We start from the raw sequence: 22,082 nt of genomic DNA on the forward strand, positions 1-22,082 counted from the left end.
GCTGTGCACTGCGCGAATGAAAGCGGGATTGTGGATGACTAGTCACAGGCCTGGGCAGCCCGCCGCGGCATCCGCCCCGCCTTGGAGTGCACGCCAAACCCGCACGATGGGTGACAATGGAGCATGAGCTCCGTCGGCACACCAGATCCCAACTCGTCTTGGCTTTCAGATGAGGAGCTTGCGGAGACCCGCAGGCGACTGCCGCTGATCTATGTTGAGGCTGTTCCGGTGCGTGTGGATGGGCTGGGTCGCGTCACCGAGGTCGGCACTCTGGTGCGCGGCAACGATGGTGAAATCACCCGCACTCTCGTGTCTGGCCGTGTCATGTTTGGCGAGACGTTGCGCGACGCCCTGTTCCGTCATCTGGAAAAGGATCTTGGCCCGATGGCCTTCCCGCTTTTGCCAGCGAGCCCGACCCCGTTCATGGTCGCTGAATACTTCCCGTGGCCCGGCGAAAGCCAGTTCACCGACCCTCGCCAGCATGCTGTCTCGATGGCCTACGTCGTTCCCGTCACCGGCACGTGCGAACCGCGTCAGGATGCGCTCGAGCTCACCTGGCTGAGCCCTGCCGCCGCGGTCTCCGACGACGTCACCGCCGACATGGAAGGCGGCCGCGGAGCACTCTTGCGCGCAGCCCTCGCTTCCGTCGGCGTTCTGCCGTAACTCGCGAACCCCACCACCCGTTAAACGCCGAAGGGCGACGAGCCCCAACCCAGCATTGCTGGGTGAGATTCGCCGCCCTCAGACGGTAAAACTGTGTTGCGCTGGGCCTAAGCCTTAGCGCCCGCTGCTCGAAGCACGACGGTTGGGTCGCACTACCTGGCCAACGCGAACGGGGCCGCTTCCGGCCTGAGCGCGGCCCTTGCCGCCACGCGGACGCGTGGGAGCTTCAGCCTGCTGCTGGCGCGGCTGCTGAGTCGAACGCTGTTCGCTTGAGCCTGAACCGGCAACGACGGCGCCACGGCCGGAGCCCTGACGATCGTTACGCTGCTGGCCGCCACGAGCGCCATCGCGAGCGCCATCACGGGCCTGGCCATCGCGAGCGGCACCGTTACGGCCACCACGAGAGTTGCCTCCGTTGCCGCCACGACCACCGGCTCCGCCACGGCCACCCTCACGGGCACCGTCGCGTTCGCCTTCGTAGAAGCCGGCTTCGCCGTCACGACGTGAACGCTTGCGCTGGGCGTTTGCACCCTGCGAACGTCCACCCTGTGACTGGCCACGGGCGGGGACTGCTGCGCGAGGCGCAGGCTTGACGTATTCGGCTACTTCACCGGTCAGGGCCACTACGGCTTCTGACTTGGCGTTGACGTGCTGCGGGGTCACCGTGATGGCGGCCTTACGCAACAGCGCTGCGGTGTCTTTGCGCTGGGTAGGAAGAACGATTGTGACAACGTCGCCCTCTTCACCAGCACGAGCGGTACGGCCACTGCGGTGCAGGTATGCCTTGTGCTCGGCGGGCGGGTCAACGTGGATAACCAGCTCAATGTTGTCGACGTGCACGCCGCGGGCTGCAACGTCAGTAGCAACAAGCACCTTCACGTCGCCAGCGGAGAACGCGGCGAGGTTACGGTCACGGGCAACCTGCGAGAGGTTTCCGTGCAGGTCAACGGCGGGGATTCCGGCATCCGTCAACTGGCGTGCCAGCTTCTTGGCGTGGTGCTTGGTGCGCATGAAGAGGATGCGGCGGCCGGTGCCCGAAGCAAGCTTCTCGATGAGAACGCGCTTGGACTCGACGCTCTCAGTTTCGAAGACGTGGTGGGTCATAGCGGAGACGTGTGAGTTTGCTTCGTCAACCGAGTGCAGTACCTCGTTGTGAAGGAAGCGGCGAACCAGCTTGTCTACACCGTTGTCGAGGGTGGCGCTGAACAGCATCCGCTGTCCATCGCTGGGGGTCTTGTCGAGGATGCGGGTGACGACGGGCAAGAAGCCAAGGTCGGCCATGTGGTCGGCCTCGTCAAGCACAGTGATCTCGACGGCGTCGAGGTTCACGAAGCCCTGCTTCATGAGGTCTTCGAGGCGACCGGGGCAAGCAACGACGATGTCGACGCCGGCCTTGAGGGCAGCGACCTGGCGGTTCTGGCTGACGCCACCGAAGATCGTGGTGGTGTTCAGGCCATACGCGGCAGCAAGAGGTTCGATCACAGCAGAGATCTGCGTGGCGAGCTCACGGGTTGGTGCGAGCACGAGACCCAGCGGGCGACCCGGGCGACGCTTGCCACCGGAAAGCTTGCCGCCGAGGCGAGCAACCATCGGAAGCGAGAAGGCGAGGGTCTTGCCCGAGCCAGTCTTTCCGCGGCCGAGAACGTCGCGACCGTTAAGGGTGTCAGGCAGGGTGTCGAGCTGGATGGGGAACGGCGTGGTCTTGCCGTCGGCTGCAAGGGCTGCAACCAGCGGGGCGGGTACGCCGAGCGAGCTAAAAGTTTGTTCAGTCAAAGTAATGGTGCCTTTCAGGCATAAGTAACAGATGGGCGTTACACCGGAGGCACACGGGCACAGTTCGCAATGAACGTGGCAGTGCTGATCTACACCGACCCAATCAGGCGTTTCGCACGGGTGCGGCACACAGGTCAGATCTCGAACTTTCGTTCGGCGCGGATTACTCCAGTTCGCCGGAGAAAGTTTTCTACGAGCCGCACGTTTCTGATTGACGTGGGCGAGAAGAGGGAAGCGTTCTACGACGCAGGGAAACACAATTGTTTCGCAAGTAACCCCAGCGTAGCAGTTATGCCCCTAGTAGCGCTCGCCTACCGGCACTTGCCCAGCCAGAGTGTTGCCGGCCTGCGCGAGCGGGCACGCCCACGCGGGGTCGTACGCACACGAGGGGTTGTAAGCAAAGTTGAAGTCGAGCACGAGTGACTCGGGCGTGCTGCCAGGCCCCAGGTCGGCACCCTTCACGGTGTCGAGAAGGTAGCGGCCACCACCGTAGGTGCCGCCCTTCACGCGAGAGAGAGCATCCTTCACGGGGATGAAGATTCCGCCGCCATAGGACGCCAAGCGCCACACATCGAGCGAGCCAACCGAATCAATCTCGACCGTGCCCAGCAGGTCGAACGGCACCACGCCATCCGTTCCCGTTTCCACGTTCATGCGGCGACCGTCACCCGGAACAATGGATGCCTCGAAACGCCAGTCGGGATTGTACGACTCAAACGGCAGCCCCTTAAAGCCGCGCAGGTCCTCCGGCAATAGCGGCGAAGCTGGATGCGTGGCAAACATCTCATCTCGTCCCGCACGCCAGTCGGCGTGGGCGCTCGCGGCATCCGGATTCTCGCGGATAGCGGCGTAGAGAGCAAAGTTGCGGCGGCGCCAGTCGGCTACTTCAAGAGCGGTCATAGATTCAGGCTAACCCTCGCAGCCGACAGCGAGCTTGATGTCGGCCGCTACTTAGTGCGCGTCAGCAGTGCCCGCACTTCACTCTCCGCGGATGCCAACCGCTGCGGATCGATTGTCTCGCCGGCCGAGAACAGGTCAACGATGCGCGGGTCAACGTAACTCTTCTTCGCGATGGCGGGGGTATTGCCGAGCACGTCGGCAGCGGCTTCCATCGCCTCACGGATTGCGCGCGATCGCGCCCGCTGGCTCCGTTTCGGCACCGCGACCTCAGTGGCAGCCGCGCTCACTGCCAAACTCGATGCCGCCGCAATCGTGCCGCGCAGTGTACGAAAGTCCTTGGCCGTGAAGTCACCACCGGTGCGCTCGCGAACGTAGTCATTGATGTCCGCAGCGGTCAGAGACCGGCGCTCGCGGCCCTCCCGCCACGAGAGAACCGACGCATCGGGAGCGCTGCGAAGCCGACGCCGAATGAATTCGGCGAGGTCGGCATCCACAATTTCGCTTTCCCACTGCTGACCACTCTTGGCGGGAAAGCAGAGCTGCACGCGGTCACCGACGACGGTGACGTGGTCGCACAGCAGGGTGGAGAGGCCGTGGCTGCCGTGCTCTTCGGCGTAGCGTTCGCTGCCAACCCGCAAGGAGCCGGTGTCGAGCATCCGAAAGGCGGCAGCAAGAGTGCGTTGACGGGGATCGTCGCTCGAGCGCAGAGTGCGAGTGACGACACCGCGGGCGCCGGGCAAGACCGCCGCCAGTTCGAGGGCGCGATCGAACTTCACGCGATCTTGACGCTCACGCCAGGCGGGGTGATAGATGTACTGGCGGCGGCCCGCTTCGTCGAAGCCGGTGGCGAGAACATGGCCGTTCTCGTACGGGCAAATCCACACGTCAGTCCAGGCTGGCGGGATGCCGAGGGAGGCGAAACGTGCCGTGAGATCGGCCTCGGTTACCGTTGCGCCATCAGGGTCGCGGTAGCTAAACCCTCGCCCTGATCGCACACGCGAATAGCCGCGCCCTGTTGTATTGCTCCGCCGCAGTCGAGGCACCGCGTGTTCCTTTCGCGCCCACGATTCGGCTCACGCCGACGGCTGAAGCCACAACGGTCAACCTAAAGGTTGAGATTACTTCTTCTTGTTGTGCCCCAACTCCACGTTGGTGCCAAGCGCTGAAGCGCTGCACCCCGCCACTGCCAGAAGGCCCAATAGAGCGGCCACAGAAGGGGAGTGACAATGCCGGCGCTGAAGATCAGTTGATCGCGGTACAGAGTTTTTCCGCCGGGAGCGGGGCTGACGGCCATCGTGTGTTCCCACTCGGTGACGAGAGCGAGAGGGCCGCTGAGCCCACGACCACTATCGCGCACGAGGCGAACCCCATCGGGTGTCTCGATGAACGATATGTCGATCACTTGCTGGCCAACCGTGAACAGCCCTAAGGCCGACATATTGACCGGATGCTCGCCCGCCTCCCACAATTCAGGAAATCCCCCGACCTCTAACGAGTTGAAGGTCGTCAGCGGAGCCGAAACTTCCTGAAAAACGTGCGGGCTGCGGATGGCACGCCACGCGTCGTCGGGGTCACAATCGAGTACGAGCTTCAGTAGAACGCGCATAGTCATAGTGTCCTCCTGTGTGAATCAGGAATCCAGAGTGGAACGTAAAAGAGCACGCAGGCGAGCGTGAGCAGTAAGCTGTGCGCACCGATTCGGCAGGAGCCTTGATGTCTATTCCTCCGCACGCGAGCTCGAACTCGAGCACCGCAGTGCCTATTCCCGAGACAATGACGGCGGTGACTGCTCGGCGCTATGGCGATACAGATGTGCTCGCGATCGAGACCATTCCGACTCCCAGTGTCGCGCCGGGAAAGCTGCTTGTGCGGGTCTTGGGCTCCTCCGCCAACGCACTCGATTGGCGCCTGCTGAGTGGCACCCCGCTCTTTGTGAGGCTCGTGATGGGGTTGCGCAAACCGAAGCGTCTCAGTCCGGGAGCGGATGTCGCTGGCCGCGTCGTTGCGGTCGGTGACGACGTCACCGGCTTCGCGATCGGAGACGCTGTCTTTGGCGAGGCAGCCGGCGGAGCCTTCGCCGAGTACGCCGCCGTGAGCGCTAAAAACTGTGTGACTCTGCCCGAGGGCGTCGACTTCGTGGCGGCCGGGGCAACGCCGGTCGCTGGCCTCACTGCGCTGCAAGGATTGCGACGCGAAGGCGCAGTGCAGCCCGGCGATCGCGTGCTCATCAATGGTGCCGCGGGTGGGGTGGGCACCTTTGCCGTTCAGCTCGCCCGCATTCTCGGCGCAACGGAGATCACTGCAGTCTGCAGCGGCCGCAACGCCGAGCAATCGCTAGCTCTCGGTGCGACTCGAGTCGTCGACTACGAAACCGAGGACTACATCGCGGTCGGCGGCCAGTACGACGTCGTGTTCGACCTCATGGGCAATCGAACCGCAGTCGAGATGCGCACCATCCTCGCTCCCGGTGCCCGTTTCGTGGGCGTCAGCGGCCCCATGACTAACCGGTGGGTTGGCCCCGTCTTCCACCTCATGCGCATGGGCCGGGCCTTCAAAGGGGCGGATGTCTCGTTCCGCCAGTTCACTGCTGCACCCACGCCCGAGGATCTCACCTACCTCGCCGAGTTGCTCGCTTCCGGCGAGCTCGTTCCCGCAATCGAACGCGTGGTCGGGCTCGACGGAGTCGTTGACGCGATCGACCAGATCGCCTCCAGTCATGGCAGAGGCAAGGTCGCGGTCGTGCCGGGCGGGGCTCCGAACGCTGGTGAATAGCTGCGTGATCTCGCCGTTGTGCGATGCGGCAGCCGGCAGTCAGCATCCGCCCGTCGGCGTCTGATGTCACATTCTGTAACCCAACGTGACCGAGACGACCGCCGCGTTTAGCCTCAAGAAGTGAACGATCCCCGCACCCAACCCCAGTACCAGGTTCGCTTTGGCTTCGGTCGCGCCCAAGCGCTCGAGCTGAGCGCCGGAGCCGACGTTGTTGTGTGGGCGGATGCTCTGGCCGACGGTTCCACGCCTGCCCCCGAGTTGCCCGGAACATTCTCGATTCTCAGCGCCGGCACCGGGGCAGCCACGGCCGTCGCTGAATGGGTCATCGCGCAACAAGAACTCAAAGGTGACCGCTTCACCGTCGCCGTTATCGCTGCCGGAAACGCGCACGGCGGGTTCGCCGTCGACGACCTCCTCGCGGCGGGTGCGATCGTAGATGCTCTCGCCGATGCCGGCATTGACTACATTTCTCCGGAAGCGGCATCCGCTGTCGCTGCGTTTACCGGGCTCAAGTCTGCCCACAACCACCTTTTGTCGGCGAGCACAGCAGGTCAGCAGCTGATTCTGGATGCCGGACGCGGCGCCCTCGATGAGGCCATTGTCAGCAACGGTGCAGCCAGGTTTGCCATCGTTCGGGAATGACGCTTGCTCCTCGAGCGTTGTTCTGACCAACACCGACTTAATGGAGGACAGTATGAAGGCAGTAATCGGCGACACCGTCATCGCAGAAGCACCCAAGGAAGATCTCCTCAAGATTGAGGGCAACTGGTACTTCCCGCCGGCCAGCGTGAACCACGAACTGCTCGAGAAGAGCCCCACCCCGTACCACTGCCCGTGGAAGGGCGACTGCCAGTACTTCGTCGTCAGCGCCAACGGCCAGCAGTACCAGGACCGTGCGTTCAGCTACCCGAACATCCTCCCGGGTGCAGCAGAGCGCGTCGGCAAAGACTTCTCCAACTACGTCACCTTCTGGAAAGAGGTTCAGTTCGTCGACTAATCGACGACTTTCTCTAGTGCGCAGTTAGCGTGCCGCAGTGCGGGCACGGTGACTGCGCACTTTTGCGCGGTTACCGCAGCGCTGCATCGAGCACCACCGGCGGTTGTTGGAGCGTGACTCGTCGTAGAAGACGAGAGCGCAGTCATCGGCAGCGCACTCCCGAATCCGCTCGTGCTGCTCGTCGCCAAACAAGAAGACGGCTTCACGCGCCATCGTCGCAAGGGCCTGGCCGGTGCGAACGCGCGTGCGGCCTGCCTGCAGGTTTCCTCCCGCTAGCCGCGGGGGAACATCCGGTGTCGCCGCGAACAGGTTGATGATGTCGATCTGCTTCGAGTCAGGCACACCGTTCACGCTCAGAGTGGTGGCGATCGACGAAATCGCTTCGCGTAGACCCTTCGCATCCGTGAGGTCACGATCGGTGACGGTGCCATCGCAGGCTTCGAAGCGGCCCTCAAGCCACGTCGCGAGGTCGGCTGGCGTGTGCAGGCGCTCCCACGCGGGATTGTTGCCCATCGCACCGGTGTAGGCGAAGTCGAGCGCGCGGGCGCCAGAATCGAACCACCACTGACGTGACGTGCGCGACGTGAACCATTGCCCGGTCGCGCCGCCAGCGTTCTCGCTCGTAGGCGTAGGCGTGGGGCTGGCTGCGGGCATGCCAATAGGGGACGCGGTTTCGGGATGATGCACCTAACCATTATCGCCGGTTACGAGACACCCCGTGACCGGGTGCGCTCGCGGCTACCCTCGCGGTCGTGACACAACCCGGTGCACCCACTCGATGCGGTTGGCTGTGCTGAAACGACGCGAACACAGTCCACACGCTAGAGGCCTAGTCGGTTTGCGGTAACGAAAGTGTTGGTGGCCTGCCGGGCAGGTGCCAACCCAGGGTGCGAACTCATCGGCGATGGCTCCGCCGTGCAGGCGTTTGCCCTCATAGCCGAGCTCTTTGGCGACGGCTTTCCACTGCGCTCCATGGCCGGCACCGGGCCCAGCCATTGCGTGCGCTATCTCATGCAGCAGGATTTGGTGGATCTCGTCATCCTCGTACCGCGCAGCCAGATACCGGGACACGGAGATGCGTTTGTGCGTGAAGTTGCAGAGCCCCGCGCGCGTCTTGGCGTTGTCGAAGGTGAACTGCCAGCTGTCATCCAAGTGCAATCGGATGAGCGCATCAGCCCACACGCGCACTCGGGAAAGTTCAGCCACCTGTTGAGGCTAATCGAAAAGTTCTAGCCCAACCGCACGCGGTTATCGACCGGCTCGACCGCATCCGCGTCAGTTGCTGCTTCGATGGATGCCGCCCGATCAGCTTCGCGCTGAGCTCGCGCCCGACGACGCTTGCGCTTGCGGGCGCTCGAGATGATTCCGCTGGTGATCATGAAGCCGGCATAGACGAAGAGTGCAATAGCGATGACGGGAACAAGCCAGGTCTTGGCGTTGCCGTTCACGAAATTGCTGACGTAACCAATCCACGGGACGCTATACCAAAGCTTGCCCTGCACCTGAACGGGCAGTACTTGCAGTTCGTCGGCGACGTCGTTGTTATCGCCCTGCAACGTGAAGGTGCGGCTGCCATCGCTCGAGTTGGTGATTGCGGTGACGCGGTGCGTGATCACACCGGCTTTGCCCGACTCGATTTGGTAGGTGATCACGTCCCCGACAATGATCTCGTTGGTGTCGATGGGCTTGACGACGATGAGCGTTCCCGGGGGAAGGCTCGGTTCCATCGAGCTTGTCAGCACGGTGAGGGGCTGCGCGCCCGCGAGGTTGGGGATGATGATGACGAGGGCGCCGACGAGTAACACCAAGGCGAATAGTCCTCCGCTAATACCCATGCCGAGGTAGTAGAGAACTCCGTGCGATTTTTCATCGTCTGTGACGTTGTTGCGAGCGTCTGCACGCGTCGAAATCTTAGACATCGTCAGTCTCCTTTCGTGAGCGACGACCGACGAGCCACGAAATGCCGGCGCCGATCAGCGCGGCCAAGAACAGGATCAGTACAAGGTACTCCTGGTAGAGCCGCCACGAGTTGGGGTCAAGGTTGAATGAGGTGGGAAAAGTGGGGGTGAGGCCTGACGCCGTGCCGTCCGCAGTGTCGGCTATCGCAGGGCTGGGGCTCGGAGTGGGGATAGGCAGCGTTGATGAGCTTCCGGCTCCCGTCGCTGTTGTACCGGTTCCGTTCGTTGGCCCGGGCACGGCGGGAACCACCGGAACTGTCGAGCCTGAGTTTTCGCACTGCGTTGCTGGCAGGGTTCCCGGCGTCGTATCCGAGAGGGTGAACCGCAGCGATACGGATGCCGTCGCTCCTTGACCTTGCGAGCCAGTCAAGTTGCCGAGGGCGAGAGTTGCGGTCACGGGCACGGTCTGTCCGGCGGCAATGGTCACGCCCTCGTTCGTCACGAGGCAGGGCGAGGCTCCGCTGATGGCGTGGGCTGAGCCCGCATTGCTGGGAGTACTTGTTGTCACGCTGAGCGCGTTCGCAAAGGTGGCATCCGAGTAGGACACATCCTGCATCGTGACGCGGAGGAAGCCCGCGGCGGTGCCGGTGTTGCGCACGTACACGATGTCACTTTGGCTGTCACCGGGGCTCAAGAGTGCGATGCTGTCGAAGATCACACCAGGGTAGGTGCGGGCGAACGAGACGCCATCATCGCTAACTTCAACCACTCCAACGCCGGTCGCGGCGCTCGCGGGAGTTGCCCCGAGAACGACGCCCAGGGCTACTAGTACTGCGAGGCCGGATGCCCGGCGAAGTCCTAGCCGCATGCGATGCCACTATTGCCATTGCGTGGTTGCAGCGAGATCGCAGCTGAGCTGGCAGAGGTGGATCCATTGGAAGCGACCGCTCGCACGGTCAGGCTTCCAGAATTCCCACCGCTTGCGCCATTCCCGGTATCAGTCACGATTGCGTTGCCGCTATTGTTTCCTCTGTTGGAGATGAGCGTGCTTGTGTTCGTCGTGTTGCCAATCAAGACATTGTCGAGATAGACGTTGTAGCCGCCGTTGGGTGCCGTGAAGCCGCTCGGAGTAGTCCACGAGAGGGTGATGTACTCCTTGTCGTTCTCCACGTTTTCGCACGAAATGGCGGTCGGTGCGTTCGGGACAGTGGACTCGAACACGCTCTGCGTGATCGTGCGTTTCGCTTCGGTCTGGCTGTCAGTTGCAATCCACGAGGTTCCAGCGTTCGTGCGAACAGTGAGCGTCGCAGTGAGCGACTTTCCGGCATCAGCAGTCATGTTGCCGGTGAAGGTTGTTGAAGCACAAAGAATGGCGGAACTAGAGGGATTGATCGAAACAGGGAGCCCACTGAGCGACACCGTCCCGGAGCTGAGCGTGGTGGACACGATTGGCGTGCTGGTGGCGCAAGCGGTGCTGCTGCCGACCCAGAGCTTCAGGCTTACGAGCGATCCGGTGAGCGTGCTTGTGCTGCTGCGAGCGATGACGAGGTCTTTCAACGATGTCGCCACCGAACCCGTGTTCTGAACAACGATCGATTTCGTGACCGTTTGATTGCTCGCGGTGTAGGTGGATGGCCCGAGGGTAGAAAACGTGGACGCTCCAGCGCTGGTTCCGGTGGTAACTGCTACGGATCCGGTAGTCGCGGTCGCGGTTTTGGCGGACGATGCAGTCCAAGCGGCAAAGCTGATGCCAGAGACCAGAGTAAGAAAGACGGCAACACCCGCGATGATCGACATCCGGGTGGAGCGTTTCATGCCTCGGTATCCCACCGTGGCGGCGCTTTCTCCTGATCGGATCACGGCTGCACCCCCGAAATCGTTGCGGTGATGGCAACGTTAGTCGACTGGGCACTCGCAGGAGCGTTGTCGGGAAGGGCAACAACGAGGCAGGCGCTCGCGGAGGCGCCGGCGGCGAGCGTGCTGCTCAGCGTTCCCGTAGGTGTTCCGGAGGTGGGGCATGCGCCGTTGGCGACGGAGATCGTGAAGGGGTTCGTCGTTGAGGAACCCGTTGCGGCAGCAGCGATCGCTGCTGAAAGCACGAGGGGCACGTCACCCGTGTTGGTGATGGTGAAGGTGCCGGTGACGGAGTTGCCTGGTGCGAGTGTTGACCAGTTCAACGACTGCGTGCCGACCGTGAGCGCGGCTGTTCCGGCGCTCAGAGTCGGCTCGGGCGTCGCGGTGAGTGAAGAGTTGAGGTAGGCGTAGGTACCGCCGGTGCCGACCAGGCCAAGTGACACGGCGATGGTGAGCACGGCGAGTGCTTTCACGACGCCAAGAGTTCCTCCGCCGAAGATGGCGAGGGGCGATGCTGCACGGCGCTGGTGGCGACCGTTAACCATGTCAAGGCGGTGCGAGCCGCGAACTGTTGAAGAGTCCATGGTGCACCGCCTTTCGATGAGAGAAAACTGCTGCTAAATGTGAAGAGGATTGTTGGGTGTGCGTCCCCCCAGGCCGCACACCCAACCGGGTAAAACTAGTTTTGCGTGAGCGTGATGGCGAAGTTGCTCAGCGAGACAGCGCCGAGCTTCGAGAGGTTCTCGGCTCCGGCAGTCGTGCTCTTCGGGTAGTTCATCGTTACGGTCACGACTACTGGCTGCGTGCCGGTTGTTGGGCTGATCGAAGTCGCGGGTGAACCGTTGACGGTAAAGGTCGCAGTGGCGACGATCGCAGCGGCGAGCTTGACGTCGGCGTCAACGCTGGTGCTGACAGCTGCGACGGATGCGGGTGCAACGGCGATTGCTGCGGAGAGGTTGTCGCCGGTTGCTGTCACGTTGAAGGTCTTGGTGTACGTGAAAGTATCGCCGGGAACGATCTTGAACGTGGGTGATGTCACGGTTGCCTTGGTGCCGAGCTTCCAGCCATCTCCGGTGATCGTTCCGGGTGCTGCGACGATGTCGAGCGTTCCGGCGTTGATGCTCTGGTTTGTTCCGGCGCTTACGGTTGCTGACGAGTTCCACGTAGCGAGGGTTCCTGCACCACCGAGGAGAAGAGCGATTCCTGCTGCACCTGCGATTGAGCCTTTGACGAGCTTGTTCATGATTTCCTTTCGCGGCGCAGCAAAGCAGGCCGGGACGAGTGTGGTTCGGGTGGTTCGGGTTATCAGAAGCTGTGTGCTGGTTTCGGGTTCCTGCATCTCGGACTGAGCAAACGCGAGTTTTTTGGGCTCACGCTCAACTTCCTAAGACGAACCTACATGTCCGCACTATGGAGGACAGGCCCCAGTAATGGGGGGCAGGCTATGTCCGCACCATGGGGGACTAGACGATCCCGTTTGGGGGACGAAATACCCCGATTTTGCAGGGATGTTCGTCAAAACCCGCGGAAAGGGTACAAGCGTTGTACCCCGAAAGTATCGAAACAATCGGGGTACAACGGGACAGATCTGTCTATCCTCTACCCGGTTTGACCTGAAAAATACTTTTCGCGGGAGGGGGAGATTTCACCGCAGTGGCGTCTGTGACCACCGGGGAGCTGCCAATAAAGTCCAAAAGTTCGACCCCGGCGATCACTTTCGAGGGGTGCGGGCCGCTCGCAAGCAGGCGCGGCATCCAATGCAGGGGGAGTGCGGATGGCGACCCCACGAGCACAATATTGCCGAAGCGGCGTCCTTTGAGGATTTGGGTCTCGGCCAGCGCCGCGACATGACCGACCGTGTGCTTGAGCGTGGCGGCCTGGCTGCGAGCAAAAGCGAGCCCTGGGCCATCGGCAACATTGACGACGACGATGCCGTCGGGCGCGAGCAGCGTCATTGCTTCGGTATAGAACTCGATGCTCGTGACGTGGGCTGGCGTGCGGGCTCCGCTGAAGACGTCGACGACAAGAAGATCAACAGCGCCGCGCATCCCGGCCGGAAACTTTGCCAGCACTTCACGCGCATCGCCGTGACGAACGCGGATGGATGCCCGCTTCGACCACGGAAGTTCCTTGCGAACAAAGTCCACGAGATCCGATTCCAGCTCCACGACCTGTTGGCGTGAGCCGGGGCGCGTGGCCTCGACATAGCGGGGAAGGGTGAGGGCACCGCCGCCGAGGTGGACGGCGGTGATCGGGGCGCCGGGCTCGGAGAGCTGATCGATGACGTGTCCCATGCGCTGCACATATTCGAAGAACAGTTCGCTCGGGTCATCCATGTTGACGTGGGATTGCGGGGTGCCATCAACGGTGAGGGTGTACGCGCCGTCTATCCACTTGTCTGGTGCAATTTCTGCATAGTGGCCGCTTAGTTTCAGGGTGGTGCTGGGGTGCTCGGCCATGGCATTGACTTTGCCACACTCCGGTTCGACATGCAGCCACGATCGAGAGCGCTGAGGGTGGTGCGCGGTACGGTGAACCATGGCTGATGTGAACCGCGAACTTCCTCCCCACTTGCAAGCGCAATTGAACGCGCAGTCTTATGTGGGGCCGGCCACCTTTGGCATGCGGCCCATGTTGAGTGAGCCAGAGCAGTTGGATTCGTGGCAGCCCGATGTCGCTGTGGTTGGCGCACCCTGGGATGACAGCACCACGAACCGCCCCGGTGCCCGCTTCGGGCCTCGTGCTCTGCGCGCCAGCGCCTACGACCCCGGCACCTATCACCTCGATCTTGGCGTCGAGATCTTCGACCACCTCAACGTTGTTGACTACGGGGATGCCATCACGAGTCACGGAATGTGGGAGCTATCGAGGGCGGCCATCTTCGATCGCGTCTCTGAAGTTGCCAGTCGTGGCATCATCCCGTTCATCATTGGCGGAGATCACTCCATCACGTGGCCGGCAGCCACGGCGGTTGCCGAGCATCATGGTTTTGGCAATGTGGTCATGATTCATTTCGATGCGCACGCCGATACAGCGAACATCCTCGAGGGCAACCTTGCCAGCCACGGAACCCCGATGCGTCGTCTCATTGAATCGGGCGCCATCCCCGGTCCCAACTTCTTGCAGGTCGGGCTGCGCGGCTACTGGCCAGGTGAAGAAGATCAGAAGTGGATGCGCGACAACGGCCTCAAGCACTTCATGATGCAAGAGTTTTGGGAGCGCGGCGTCAAGGAGATGATTCCTGAGATTATTGCGGCGGCGAAGGCTCGAGCATCCAAGGTCTATATCTCGATTGACATCGATGTGCTCGATCCCGGCTTCGCGCCGGCGACAGGAACGCCCGAGCCCGGTGGCTTCGCGCCCATTGATTTGCTGCGCATCATCCGCCAGATTGTGCTCGAAACGGATGTCGTTGGTTTCGATGTCATGGAGGTCGCGCCGGCCTATGACCACGCGGACATCACCGTCAATAACGCTCATCGGCTCATCTGGGAAGCCTTCGGGGCGATGGCCGCGAAGAAGCGTGCGGCGGGACTCACAGCAAACCCCTAGTCGAATTTGCGATTTAGGTCAAGAATCGAGTGGACACGGCGCGGCATCGAGGCTTATAGTAGATCCTTGCGCTCCCAGACAAATTAAGCGGTCATATTGCGGACAGCTGGGTGCCCCGAGTATAGCGGCGGGGTGTTTCTGGTGAGCATTTCATTACCGACCGTCAATTATCTTGACAGACGAACCCGACGGGGTTCACGGAGGTTGTTCCTTGGCTGCTGCGCGCGATGCGTCCACCAATAAGTCCCCGAAAAACGGCCGCTCAGCTTCGCGGCTTTCTTTCGCAAAAATCACTGACACGCTCACGGTTCCCGATCTGCTCGCCTTGCAGACCGAGAGCTTTGATTGGCTCGTCGGAAACGACATCTGGAAGAACCGTGTAACTGACGGTGTTGCCGCCGGTCGTACCGATCTGCCGACTCGTAGTGGTCTCGATGAAATCTTTGAAGAGATTTCACCGATTGAAGACCTCGGCGAGACGATGCAACTGTCGTTCACTGATCCTGAGCTTGAAGAACCCAAGTACTCGATTGACGAGTGCAAGGAGCGCGGCAAGACTTTCGCTGCGCCTCTCTACGTAAACGCTGAGTTCATGAATCACCTCACCGGTGAAATCAAGACTCAGACCGTTTTCATGGGCGACTTCCCCCTCATGACCGCTCGCGGTACCTTCATCATCAACGGAACCGAGCGCGTAGTTGTTTCGCAGCTCGTCCGTTCGCCTGGTGTGTACTTCGACCGCCAGCCAGAGAAGCTGTCCGACAAGGACATCTACTCGGCTCGCATCATCCCGAGCCGTGGTGCTTGGCTTGAGTTCGAGATTGACAAGCGCGACCAGGTCGGCGTTCGCATCGACCGCAAGCGCAAGCAGTCGGTCACGGTCTTCCTGAAGGCCCTCGGCCTGTCCAGCGAAGAGATCCTCGAGGAGTTCAAGGGCTTCCCGTCGATCGAAGCCACCTTGGAGAAGGACAACATCCTTACCAAGGAAGAGGCCCTCAAGGACATCTACCGCAAGCTTCGCCCCGGCGAGCAGGTTGCTGCTGAAGCCGCACGTGCGCTTCTTGACAACTTCTACTTCAACTCCAAGCGCTATGACCTCGCGAAGGTTGGTCGTTACAAGATCAACCGCAAGCTCGGTCTCGACACTGACATTAAAGAGTCGGTGCTCACCGTTGAAGACATCATCGCGACCATCAAGTACATGGTTTCGCTTCACGACACTTCGGCACCCAACGTTTCGGTAAGCGACAGCGGTGTAGCCAGTGTTAAGGGCGTCCGCGATGGCAAGAAGGTTGCCGTTCGTCTCGACATTGACGACATCGACCACTTCGGCAACCGTCGTATCCGTGCTGTTGGTGAGCTCATCCAGAACCAGGTTCGTACCGGCCTCAGCCGTATGGAGCGTGTTGTTCGCGAGCGCATGACCACACAGGACATCGAAGCGATCACCCCGCAGACCCTGATCAACGTGCGCCCCGTCGTCGCCGCGATCAAGGAGTTCTTCGGAACGTCGCAGCTCTCGCAGTTCATGGACCAGAACAACCCGCTCGCGGGACTGACCCACAAGCGTCGCCTTTCGGCGCTGGGCCCAGGTGGTTTGAGCCGTGAGCGCGCTGGTGTTGAAGTTCGAGACGTTCACCCCTCTCACTACGGCCGTATGTGCCCGATTGAGACTCCTGAAGGCCCCAACATTGGTCTGATTGGTTCGCTCGCATCGTTCGCACGTATTAACGCCTTCGGTTTCATCGAGACCCCGTACCGTCGCCTCATTGACGGCGTTGTTTCGACGACCATCGACTACCTGACTGCAAGCGACGAAGACGACTACATCGTCGCGCAGGCAAACGCACCGCTCACGAAGGACATGAAGTTCGCTGAGCCTCGCGTGCTTGCACGTAAGAAGGGTGGCGAGGTTGACCTCGTTCCCGTTGAAGACATTGCCTACATGGATGTCTCGCCGCGCCAGATGGTGTCGGTAGCGACCTCGATCATCCCCTTCCTCGAGCACGACGATGCAAACCGCGCACTCATGGGTGCCAACATGCAGCGTCAGGCTGTCCCGCTGCTGCGCAGCGAGAGCCCGCTTGTCGGAACCGGTATGGAAGCCTTCGCCGCCATTGACTCTGGTGACGTTGTCACCACGCTCAAGGCTGGTGTTGTCTCTGAGGTTTCAGCAGACGTCGTTGTTGTTCAGCTCGATGAGGGCGGAACGCAGGAATACTTCCTGCGCAAGTTCGACCGCTCTAACCAGGGCACGAGCTACAACCACCGCGTTATCGTCAGCGCCGGAGAGCGCGTCGAGGTTGGCCAGGTCATCGCTGATGGTCCTGCAACTGAGAACGGCGAGCTCGCGCTCGGAAAGAACCTCCTCGTGGCATTCATGCCGTGGGAGGGTCACAACTTCGAGGACGCGATCATCCTGAGCCAGAACCTGGTCAAGGATGACGTACTGTCGTCGATCCACATCGAAGAATATGAAGTGGATGCTCGCGACACCAAGCTCGGTAAGGAAGAGATCACGCGCGATCTGCCGAACGTCAGCCCAGAACTTTTGGCTGACCTCGACGAGCGTGGAATCATCCGTATCGGTGCTGAGGTTCGTCCAGGCGACATCCTCGTCGGCAAGGTCACGCCTAAGGGTGAGACTGAGCTTTCGGCTGAAGAGCGCTTGCTCCGTGCCATCTTCAACGAGAAGAGCCGCGAAGTTCGCGACACCTCGCTGAAGGTTCCCCACGGTGAGCAGGGCACAATCATTGCTGTCAAGGAATTCTCCGCAGACAACGATGACGAACTCGGCTCGGGTGTCAACCAGCGTGTTGTTGTGTACATCGCACAGAAGCGCAAGATCACCGAAGGTGACAAGCTCGCTGGTCGTCACGGCAACAAGGGTGTTATCTCCAAGATTCTGCCTGTCGAAGACATGCCGTTCTTGGCCGATGGAACCCCGGTCGACATCATCCTGAACCCGCTCGGTATCCCCGGTCGAATGAACTTCGGTCAGGTACTCGAAACTCACCTCGGTTGGGTTGCGAAGCAGGGTTGGGAAGTTGAAGGCAAGCCGGAGTGGGCGAAGAACCTTCCTGAGGAAGCGTTCAGCGCTGCACCAGGAACCAAGGTTGCTACCCCTGTATTCGACGGTGCGTACGAAGAGGAAATCGCGGGTCTTCTTGACTCCACGACTCCTACTCGTGACGGCGTTCGTCTCATCGACCACACGGGTAAGACCCCGCTGTTCGATGGTCGTTCGGGTGAGCCGTTCCCGGCTCCCGTTTCAGTCGGTTACATGTACATCCTCAAGCTGCACCACCTCGTTGACGACAAGATCCACGCTCGTTCAACCGGTCCGTACTCCATGATTACTCAGCAGCCACTCGGTGGTAAGGCTCAGTTCGGTGGACAGCGCTTCGGTGAGATGGAAGTGTGGGCACTCGAGGCCTATGGTGCCGCATACGCTCTGCAGGAGCTTCTGACGATCAAGTCGGATGACATCCTCGGTCGCGTCAAGGTATACGAAGCCATCGTTAAGGGCGAGAACATTCAGGAGCCCGGTATCCCCGAGAGCTTCAAGGTTCTCATCAAGGAAATGCAGTCGCTGTGCCTCAACGTCGAAGTTCTTTCGGCCGACGGTTCAACGGTCAACCTGCGCGACACGGACGATGAAGCGTTCCGTGCCGCTGAAGAGTTGGGCATCAACATTTCCGCGCGGTTCGAGTCCTCGTCTGTTGACGAGATTTAACTCGACCGACCACGACTGCAGAACTTTCGAAGAGAGAAGATAAATTGCTCGACGTTCACGCGTTTGATGAAATCAAAATCGGTCTCGCTACCGCCGACGACATTCGTCGCTGGTCGCACGGTGAAGTAAAAAAGCCAGAGACCATTAACTACCGCACACTCAAGCCGGAGAAGGATGGTCTGTTCGGCGAACAGATCTTCGGACCTTCGCGCGACTGGGAGTGCTCCTGTGGCAAGTACAAGCGTGTCCGCTTTAAGGGCATCGTTTGTGAGCGCTGTGGTGTTGAAGTAACCAAGTCGGCTGTGCGCCGTGAGCGCATGGGCCACATCGAGCTTGCTGCTCCGGTTACCCACATCTGGTACTTCAAGGGTGTTCCGAGCCGTCTCGGTTACCTGCTTGACATGGCACCGAAGGACCTCGAAAAGGTCATCTACTTCGCTGCATACATGATCATTTCGGTTGACGAAGAAGGCCGTCACGCTGACCTGCCTGCGCTTGAGAACGAGATCCGTCTCGAAATCAAGACGCTTGAGGGACAGCGCGATTCCCGCATCGCTGACCGCTTGACCAAGTTCGAGGAAGACCTCGCCGCTCTTGAAGAAGAGGGTGCGAAGGCCGACCAGAAGCGTCGTGTCAAGGATGCTGCTGAGAAAGAAATGTCTCAGCTGCGCAAGTCGATCGATGAGCAGATTGCTCAGCTTGAGCGCGTGTGGGAAGACTTCCGCACTCTCAAGATCGGTGACCTGAAGCCTGAAGACTCTGTCTTCCAGGAACTGCAGGACCGTTTCGGTAGCTACTTCGAAGCATTCATGGGTGCCGAGGCAATCAAGAAGCGCCTTCAGGCCTTCGACCTTGCTCTCGAGAGCGTTGAACTGCACGACCAGATCGCGAACGGTAAGGGTCAGAAGAAGATCCGCGCCATCAAGCGCCTGCGTGTAGTCAACTCGTTCCTTCAGACCGGCAACTCGCCGGCCGCGATGGTGCTCGATGTTGTTCCGGTTATTCCTCCGGAGCTGCGCCCGATGGTTCAGTTGGATGGTGGCCGCTTTGCGACCTCCGACCTCAACGACCTCTACCGTCGTGTGATCAACCGCAACAACCGTCTGCGTCGACTCCTTGACCTCGGTGCTCCCGAGATCATCGTCAACAACGAGAAGCGCATGCTTCAGGAAGCCGTTGACGCACTGTTCGACAACGGTCGTCGTGGTCGCCCCGTCACCGGTACTGGCAACCGTGCCCTCAAGTCCCTGAGCGACATGCTCAAGGGTAAGCAGGGTCGTTTCCGCCAGAACCTGCTCGGAAAGCGCGTTGACTACTCCGGTCGTTCGGTGATCATCGTTGGACCGCAGCTCAAACTGCACCAGTGTGGTCTCCCGAAGCAGATGGCTCTCGAGCTGTTCAAGCCGTTCGTTATCAAGCGCCTGATCGACCTGAGCCACGCTCAGAACATCAAGAGCGCTAAGCGCATGGTTGAGCGTGCACGTCCGCAGGTTTGGGACGTACTCGAAGAGATCATTCGTGAGCGCCCCGTGCTGCTGAACCGTGCACCAACACTGCACCGTTTGGGCATCCAGGCATTCGAACCTCAGCTCGTTGAGGGTAAGGCTATTCAGCTTCACCCCCTCGTCTGTGCTGCGTTCAACGCTGACTTCGACGGTGACCAGATGGCTGTTCACCTTCCGTTGTCGGTTGAAGCACAAGCTGAAGCTCGCATCCTGATGCTCGCAAGCAACAACATCCTCAAGCCGTCTGACGGTCGCCCAGTGACTCTGCCCACCCAGGACATGATCATTGGTCTGCACCACCTGACCACGCTCAAGGAAGACGTTGCTGGCGAAGGCCGCGCGTTCTCGTCGGTTGCTGAAGCGATCTTCGCGTTCGATCAGCACTCGCTTGACCTCAACGCCAAGGTGCGTCTGCGTCTCGACAACGTGTACCTCTCTGAAGAAGATGCCCCTGAGGGCTTCGTTCAGGGTCAGTCCAAGCTCATGGAGACGACCCTCGGTCGTGCCCTCTTCAACGAGGCGCTTCCGAAGGACTACCCATACATTGAGGCACTCGCTGACAAGGGCCAGATTTCGGCTATCGTCAACGACCTCGCTGAGCGGTACGTGAAGGTGGATGTTGCATCAGCTCTTGACGCGATCAAGGATGCTGGATTCCACTGGGCTACTCGCTCCGGTGTAACCGTTGCGCTGTCTGACATCGTGACCCCGCCGAACAAGCCGGAGATCATTGGCCGCTACGAGAAGATCGCAGCTAAGGTTCAGGGCCAGTACGAGAAGGGACTCACGACCGACGCCGAGCGTCGTCAGGAGCTCATCGAGATCTGGAACAAGGCAACCGCAGAAGTAGCGACTGCCATGCAGTCCAACTTCCGCACCGACAACAACATCAACCGCATGGTGTCGTCTGGTGCTCGTGGTAACTGGATGCAGGTTCGTCAGATCGCCGGTATGCGTGGTCTGGTATCGAACCCGAAGGGTGAGATCATCCCTCGCCCGATCGTCCACTCCTACAAGGAGGGCCTGACTGTAGCCGAGTACTTCATCTCGACTCACGGTGCTCGTAAGGGACTGGCTGACACCGCGCTGCGCACTGCAGACTCGGGATACCTCACGCGTCGACTCGTTGACGTGTCGCAGGATGTCATCATTCGTGAAAACGACTGTGGCACCCGCAAGGGACTCGACATGCCTATCGCAGCGCAGAACGCTGATGGCAAGTGGATCCTCGACGACAACGTTGAGAACTCGGTCTACGCTCGCAGCCTTGCTGCGGAGGCCACCAACGACAAGGGCGATGTAGTCGCTGCTGCTGGTGCAGACGTCGGAGACGTTCTGCTCGAGAAGCTCGTTGCTGCTGGTGTTCACAGCATCAAGGTTCGTTCGGTGCTCACGTGTGAGTCCGCTGTTGGTGTGTGTGCAGTCTGCTACGGCCGCTCGCTCGCAACGGGACTCCTCGTTGACATCGGTGAGGCTGTCGGAATTATCGCCGCACAGTCGATCGGTGAGCCCGGTACTCAGCTGACCATGCGTACCTTCCACACCGGTGGTGTTGCTTCGGCAGACGACATTACGCAGGGTCTTCCCCGCGTTACGGAACTCTTCGAAGCTCGTACCCCTAAGGGTGCAAGCCCCATCGCAGAAGCCGCTGGTCGCGTCACGATCGAAGACACCGACCGCAGTCGCAAGCTGATCCTCACGCCAGACAATGGTGACGAGCCCATCGCTTACCCGATCCTGCGTCGCGCAACCCTCCTCATCGAGGATGGCGAGCACGTAGAACTCGGCAAGCAGCTGCACGTTGGAAACGTTGACCCGAAGGAAGTTCTTCGTGTTCGCGGTGTCCGTGCCGTTCAGCAGCACCTCGTCGATGGTGTCCAGGGCGTTTACCGCTCGCAGGGTGTACCGATTCACGATAAGCACATTGAGGTCATCGTTCGTCAGATGCTCCGCAAGGTGACTGTTGTTGACCACGGTGACACTGGACTCCTCCCGGGTGAGCTGGTCGACCGTTCGAAGTACAACGAGCTCAACCGCGGTGTTCTCACCGAGGGCAAGGCAACGGCATCCGCGCGTCAGGAGATCTTGGGTATCACCAAGGCTTCGCTGGCAACCGAGTCGTGGCTGTCGGCTGCGTCGTTCCAGGAGACCACCCGCGTTCTTACGCAGGCAGCTATGGAAGGCAAGTCCGACCCGCTCATGGGACTTAAGGAGAACGTCATCATCGGTAAGCTCATCCCGGCTGGTACGGGATTGCCGCGCTACCGCGATGTATCGGTCGAGGCAACGGAAGAGGCGAAAGCCGAACGTTACCCCAACCGCATCTTCGCTGATGATGCAAGCCTCACCGAGAGCGACTTGAGCTTCGTCGACTTCGACAGCTTCAGCTCGAATGATTCCACGCCGGGAACCTACAACTAAGTAGTCTCGGC

General features: G+C 60.7%; 19 protein-coding genes. 7 read left to right on the plus strand and 12 right to left on the minus strand.

Translation table 11 applies throughout. The features are described 5' to 3' along the window. Nucleotides 1-123: 123 nt before the first annotated feature. The gene (locus I6E51_RS03400) at nucleotides 124-663 is read left to right on the plus strand and encodes an NUDIX hydrolase family protein (RefSeq protein WP_197109458.1); all 540 of its coding nucleotides are present in this window, start codon (nucleotides 124-126) and stop codon (nucleotides 661-663) included. 114 nt (nucleotides 664-777) lie between these two features. On the opposite strand, the gene I6E51_RS03405 is transcribed toward I6E51_RS03400, so the two are convergent. The 4 genes from I6E51_RS03405 to I6E51_RS03420 all read right to left on the minus strand — a co-directional run bounded on the left by I6E51_RS03405 (nucleotide 778) and on the right by I6E51_RS03420 (nucleotide 4,948). Continuing rightward, nucleotides 778-2,436, minus strand: coding sequence for a DEAD/DEAH box helicase (locus tag I6E51_RS03405; RefSeq protein WP_197106501.1), 1,659 nt, complete (start codon nucleotides 2,434-2,436; stop codon nucleotides 778-780). 297 nt (nucleotides 2,437-2,733) lie between these two features. Then, entirely contained in the window at nucleotides 2,734-3,336 is a 603-nt protein-coding gene (locus tag I6E51_RS03410) for a DUF1684 domain-containing protein (RefSeq protein WP_197109459.1), read from the minus strand. A gap of 47 nt (nucleotides 3,337-3,383) precedes the next feature. Next, entirely contained in the window at nucleotides 3,384-4,379 is a 996-nt protein-coding gene (locus I6E51_RS03415) for a DNA topoisomerase IB (protein WP_197109460.1), read from the minus strand. Between the two features lie 62 nt (nucleotides 4,380-4,441). Beyond that, entirely contained in the window at nucleotides 4,442-4,948 is a 507-nt protein-coding gene (locus I6E51_RS03420) for a hypothetical protein (RefSeq protein WP_231599644.1), read from the minus strand. A gap of 101 nt (nucleotides 4,949-5,049) precedes the next feature. On the opposite strand from I6E51_RS03420, the gene I6E51_RS03425 reads away from it, so the two are divergent. From I6E51_RS03425 to I6E51_RS03435, 3 genes are all read left to right on the plus strand, one after another. Beyond that, nucleotides 5,050-6,108, plus strand: coding sequence for an NAD(P)-dependent alcohol dehydrogenase (locus I6E51_RS03425; RefSeq protein WP_197109461.1), 1,059 nt, complete (start codon nucleotides 5,050-5,052; stop codon nucleotides 6,106-6,108). Between the two features lie 120 nt (nucleotides 6,109-6,228). Further along, nucleotides 6,229-6,750 (plus strand): 2-phosphosulfolactate phosphatase, encoded by a 522-nt coding sequence (locus tag I6E51_RS03430; protein WP_197109462.1) that lies wholly within the window; start codon nucleotides 6,229-6,231, stop codon nucleotides 6,748-6,750. 52 nt (nucleotides 6,751-6,802) lie between these two features. Further along, nucleotides 6,803-7,105, plus strand: coding sequence for a DUF427 domain-containing protein (locus I6E51_RS03435; RefSeq protein ID WP_010203891.1), 303 nt, complete (start codon nucleotides 6,803-6,805; stop codon nucleotides 7,103-7,105). A 24-nt stretch (nucleotides 7,106-7,129) separates the two neighbouring features. Here the strand turns inward: I6E51_RS03435 and I6E51_RS03440 are convergent, their stop codons facing one another. From I6E51_RS03440 to I6E51_RS03475, 8 genes are all read right to left on the minus strand, one after another. After that, entirely contained in the window at nucleotides 7,130-7,759 is a 630-nt protein-coding gene (locus I6E51_RS03440; protein ID WP_231599645.1) for a CGNR zinc finger domain-containing protein, read from the minus strand. Between the two features lie 84 nt (nucleotides 7,760-7,843). Beyond that, nucleotides 7,844-8,311: a SprT-like domain-containing protein gene (locus I6E51_RS03445; protein WP_197109464.1), complete on the minus strand. Its 468-nt coding sequence runs from the start codon at nucleotides 8,309-8,311 to the stop codon at nucleotides 7,844-7,846. A 23-nt stretch (nucleotides 8,312-8,334) separates the two neighbouring features. Beyond that, nucleotides 8,335-9,024 carry a signal peptidase I gene (locus tag I6E51_RS03450; protein WP_197106494.1) on the minus strand — a complete coding sequence of 230 codons (690 nt, stop codon included), beginning with the start codon at nucleotides 9,022-9,024 and terminating at the stop codon, nucleotides 8,335-8,337. Further along, a complete protein-coding gene (locus I6E51_RS03455) occupies nucleotides 9,017-9,871 on the minus strand; it encodes a hypothetical protein (protein WP_197109465.1) in 855 nt (284 codons plus the stop codon). The genes I6E51_RS03450 and I6E51_RS03455 overlap by 8 nt, the downstream gene beginning before the upstream one ends. Continuing rightward, entirely contained in the window at nucleotides 9,862-10,818 is a 957-nt protein-coding gene (locus I6E51_RS03460) for a hypothetical protein (protein ID WP_197109466.1), read from the minus strand. The genes I6E51_RS03455 and I6E51_RS03460 overlap by 10 nt, the downstream gene beginning before the upstream one ends. Before the next feature lie 41 nt (nucleotides 10,819-10,859). Then, nucleotides 10,860-11,441 (minus strand): TasA family protein, encoded by a 582-nt coding sequence (locus I6E51_RS03465; protein WP_197109467.1) that lies wholly within the window; start codon nucleotides 11,439-11,441, stop codon nucleotides 10,860-10,862. A 95-nt stretch (nucleotides 11,442-11,536) separates the two neighbouring features. Continuing rightward, a complete protein-coding gene (locus I6E51_RS03470) occupies nucleotides 11,537-12,100 on the minus strand; it encodes an alternate-type signal peptide domain-containing protein (protein WP_197109468.1) in 564 nt (187 codons plus the stop codon). 349 nt (nucleotides 12,101-12,449) lie between these two features. Continuing rightward, nucleotides 12,450-13,316 (minus strand): spermidine synthase, encoded by an 867-nt coding sequence (locus I6E51_RS03475; protein WP_197106489.1) that lies wholly within the window; start codon nucleotides 13,314-13,316, stop codon nucleotides 12,450-12,452. Between the two features lie 79 nt (nucleotides 13,317-13,395). Here I6E51_RS03475 and speB point away from each other — a divergent pair, with 79 nt between their 5' ends. From speB to I6E51_RS03490, 3 genes are all read left to right on the plus strand, one after another. Continuing rightward, a complete protein-coding gene (gene speB, locus I6E51_RS03480; RefSeq protein WP_197109469.1) occupies nucleotides 13,396-14,409 on the plus strand; it encodes an agmatinase in 1,014 nt (337 codons plus the stop codon). A 211-nt stretch (nucleotides 14,410-14,620) separates the two neighbouring features. After that, nucleotides 14,621-18,145, plus strand: coding sequence for a DNA-directed RNA polymerase subunit beta (gene rpoB / locus I6E51_RS03485; RefSeq protein ID WP_197106487.1), 3,525 nt, complete (start codon nucleotides 14,621-14,623; stop codon nucleotides 18,143-18,145). A 44-nt stretch (nucleotides 18,146-18,189) separates the two neighbouring features. Beyond that, on the plus strand, nucleotides 18,190-22,071 hold the full coding sequence (locus tag I6E51_RS03490) for a DNA-directed RNA polymerase subunit beta' (RefSeq protein ID WP_197106486.1): 3,882 nt from the start codon (nucleotides 18,190-18,192) through the stop codon (nucleotides 22,069-22,071). The last annotated feature ends 11 nt before the right edge of the window (nucleotides 22,072-22,082 follow it).

It is taken from the genome of Salinibacterium sp. NSLL17, from assembly GCF_015864935.1.
In the GTDB taxonomy this organism is placed as follows: Bacteria; Actinomycetota; Actinomycetes; order Actinomycetales; family Microbacteriaceae; genus Rhodoglobus.

Excerpts from the sequence above, each read along its gene's own strand:
- I6E51_RS03465 (WP_197109467.1), bottom strand. The coding sequence starts at position 11,441 with ATGGACTCTTCAACAGTTCGCGGCTCGCACCGCCTTGACATGGTTAAC.
- I6E51_RS03455 (WP_197109465.1), bottom strand. The coding sequence starts at position 9,871 with ATGCGGCTAGGACTTCGCCGGGCATCCGGCCTCGCAGTACTAGTAGCC.
- I6E51_RS03410 (WP_197109459.1), bottom strand. The coding sequence starts at position 3,336 with ATGACCGCTCTTGAAGTAGCCGACTGGCGCCGCCGCAACTTTGCTCTC.
- I6E51_RS03460 (WP_197109466.1), bottom strand. The coding sequence starts at position 10,818 with ATGAAACGCTCCACCCGGATGTCGATCATCGCGGGTGTTGCCGTCTTT.
- speB (WP_197109469.1), top strand. The coding sequence starts at position 13,396 with ATGGCTGATGTGAACCGCGAACTTCCTCCCCACTTGCAAGCGCAATTG.
- I6E51_RS03400 (WP_197109458.1), top strand. The coding sequence starts at position 124 with ATGAGCTCCGTCGGCACACCAGATCCCAACTCGTCTTGGCTTTCAGAT.
- I6E51_RS03425 (WP_197109461.1), top strand. The coding sequence starts at position 5,050 with ATGTCTATTCCTCCGCACGCGAGCTCGAACTCGAGCACCGCAGTGCCT.
- I6E51_RS03450 (WP_197106494.1), bottom strand. The coding sequence starts at position 9,024 with ATGTCTAAGATTTCGACGCGTGCAGACGCTCGCAACAACGTCACAGAC.
- I6E51_RS03435 (WP_010203891.1), top strand. The coding sequence starts at position 6,803 with ATGAAGGCAGTAATCGGCGACACCGTCATCGCAGAAGCACCCAAGGAA.
- I6E51_RS03475 (WP_197106489.1), bottom strand. The coding sequence starts at position 13,316 with ATGGCCGAGCACCCCAGCACCACCCTGAAACTAAGCGGCCACTATGCA.
- I6E51_RS03470 (WP_197109468.1), bottom strand. The coding sequence starts at position 12,100 with ATGAACAAGCTCGTCAAAGGCTCAATCGCAGGTGCAGCAGGAATCGCT.
- I6E51_RS03440 (WP_231599645.1), bottom strand. The coding sequence starts at position 7,759 with ATGCCCGCAGCCAGCCCCACGCCTACGCCTACGAGCGAGAACGCTGGC.
- I6E51_RS03420 (WP_231599644.1), bottom strand. The coding sequence starts at position 4,948 with ATGACTATGCGCGTTCTACTGAAGCTCGTACTCGATTGTGACCCCGAC.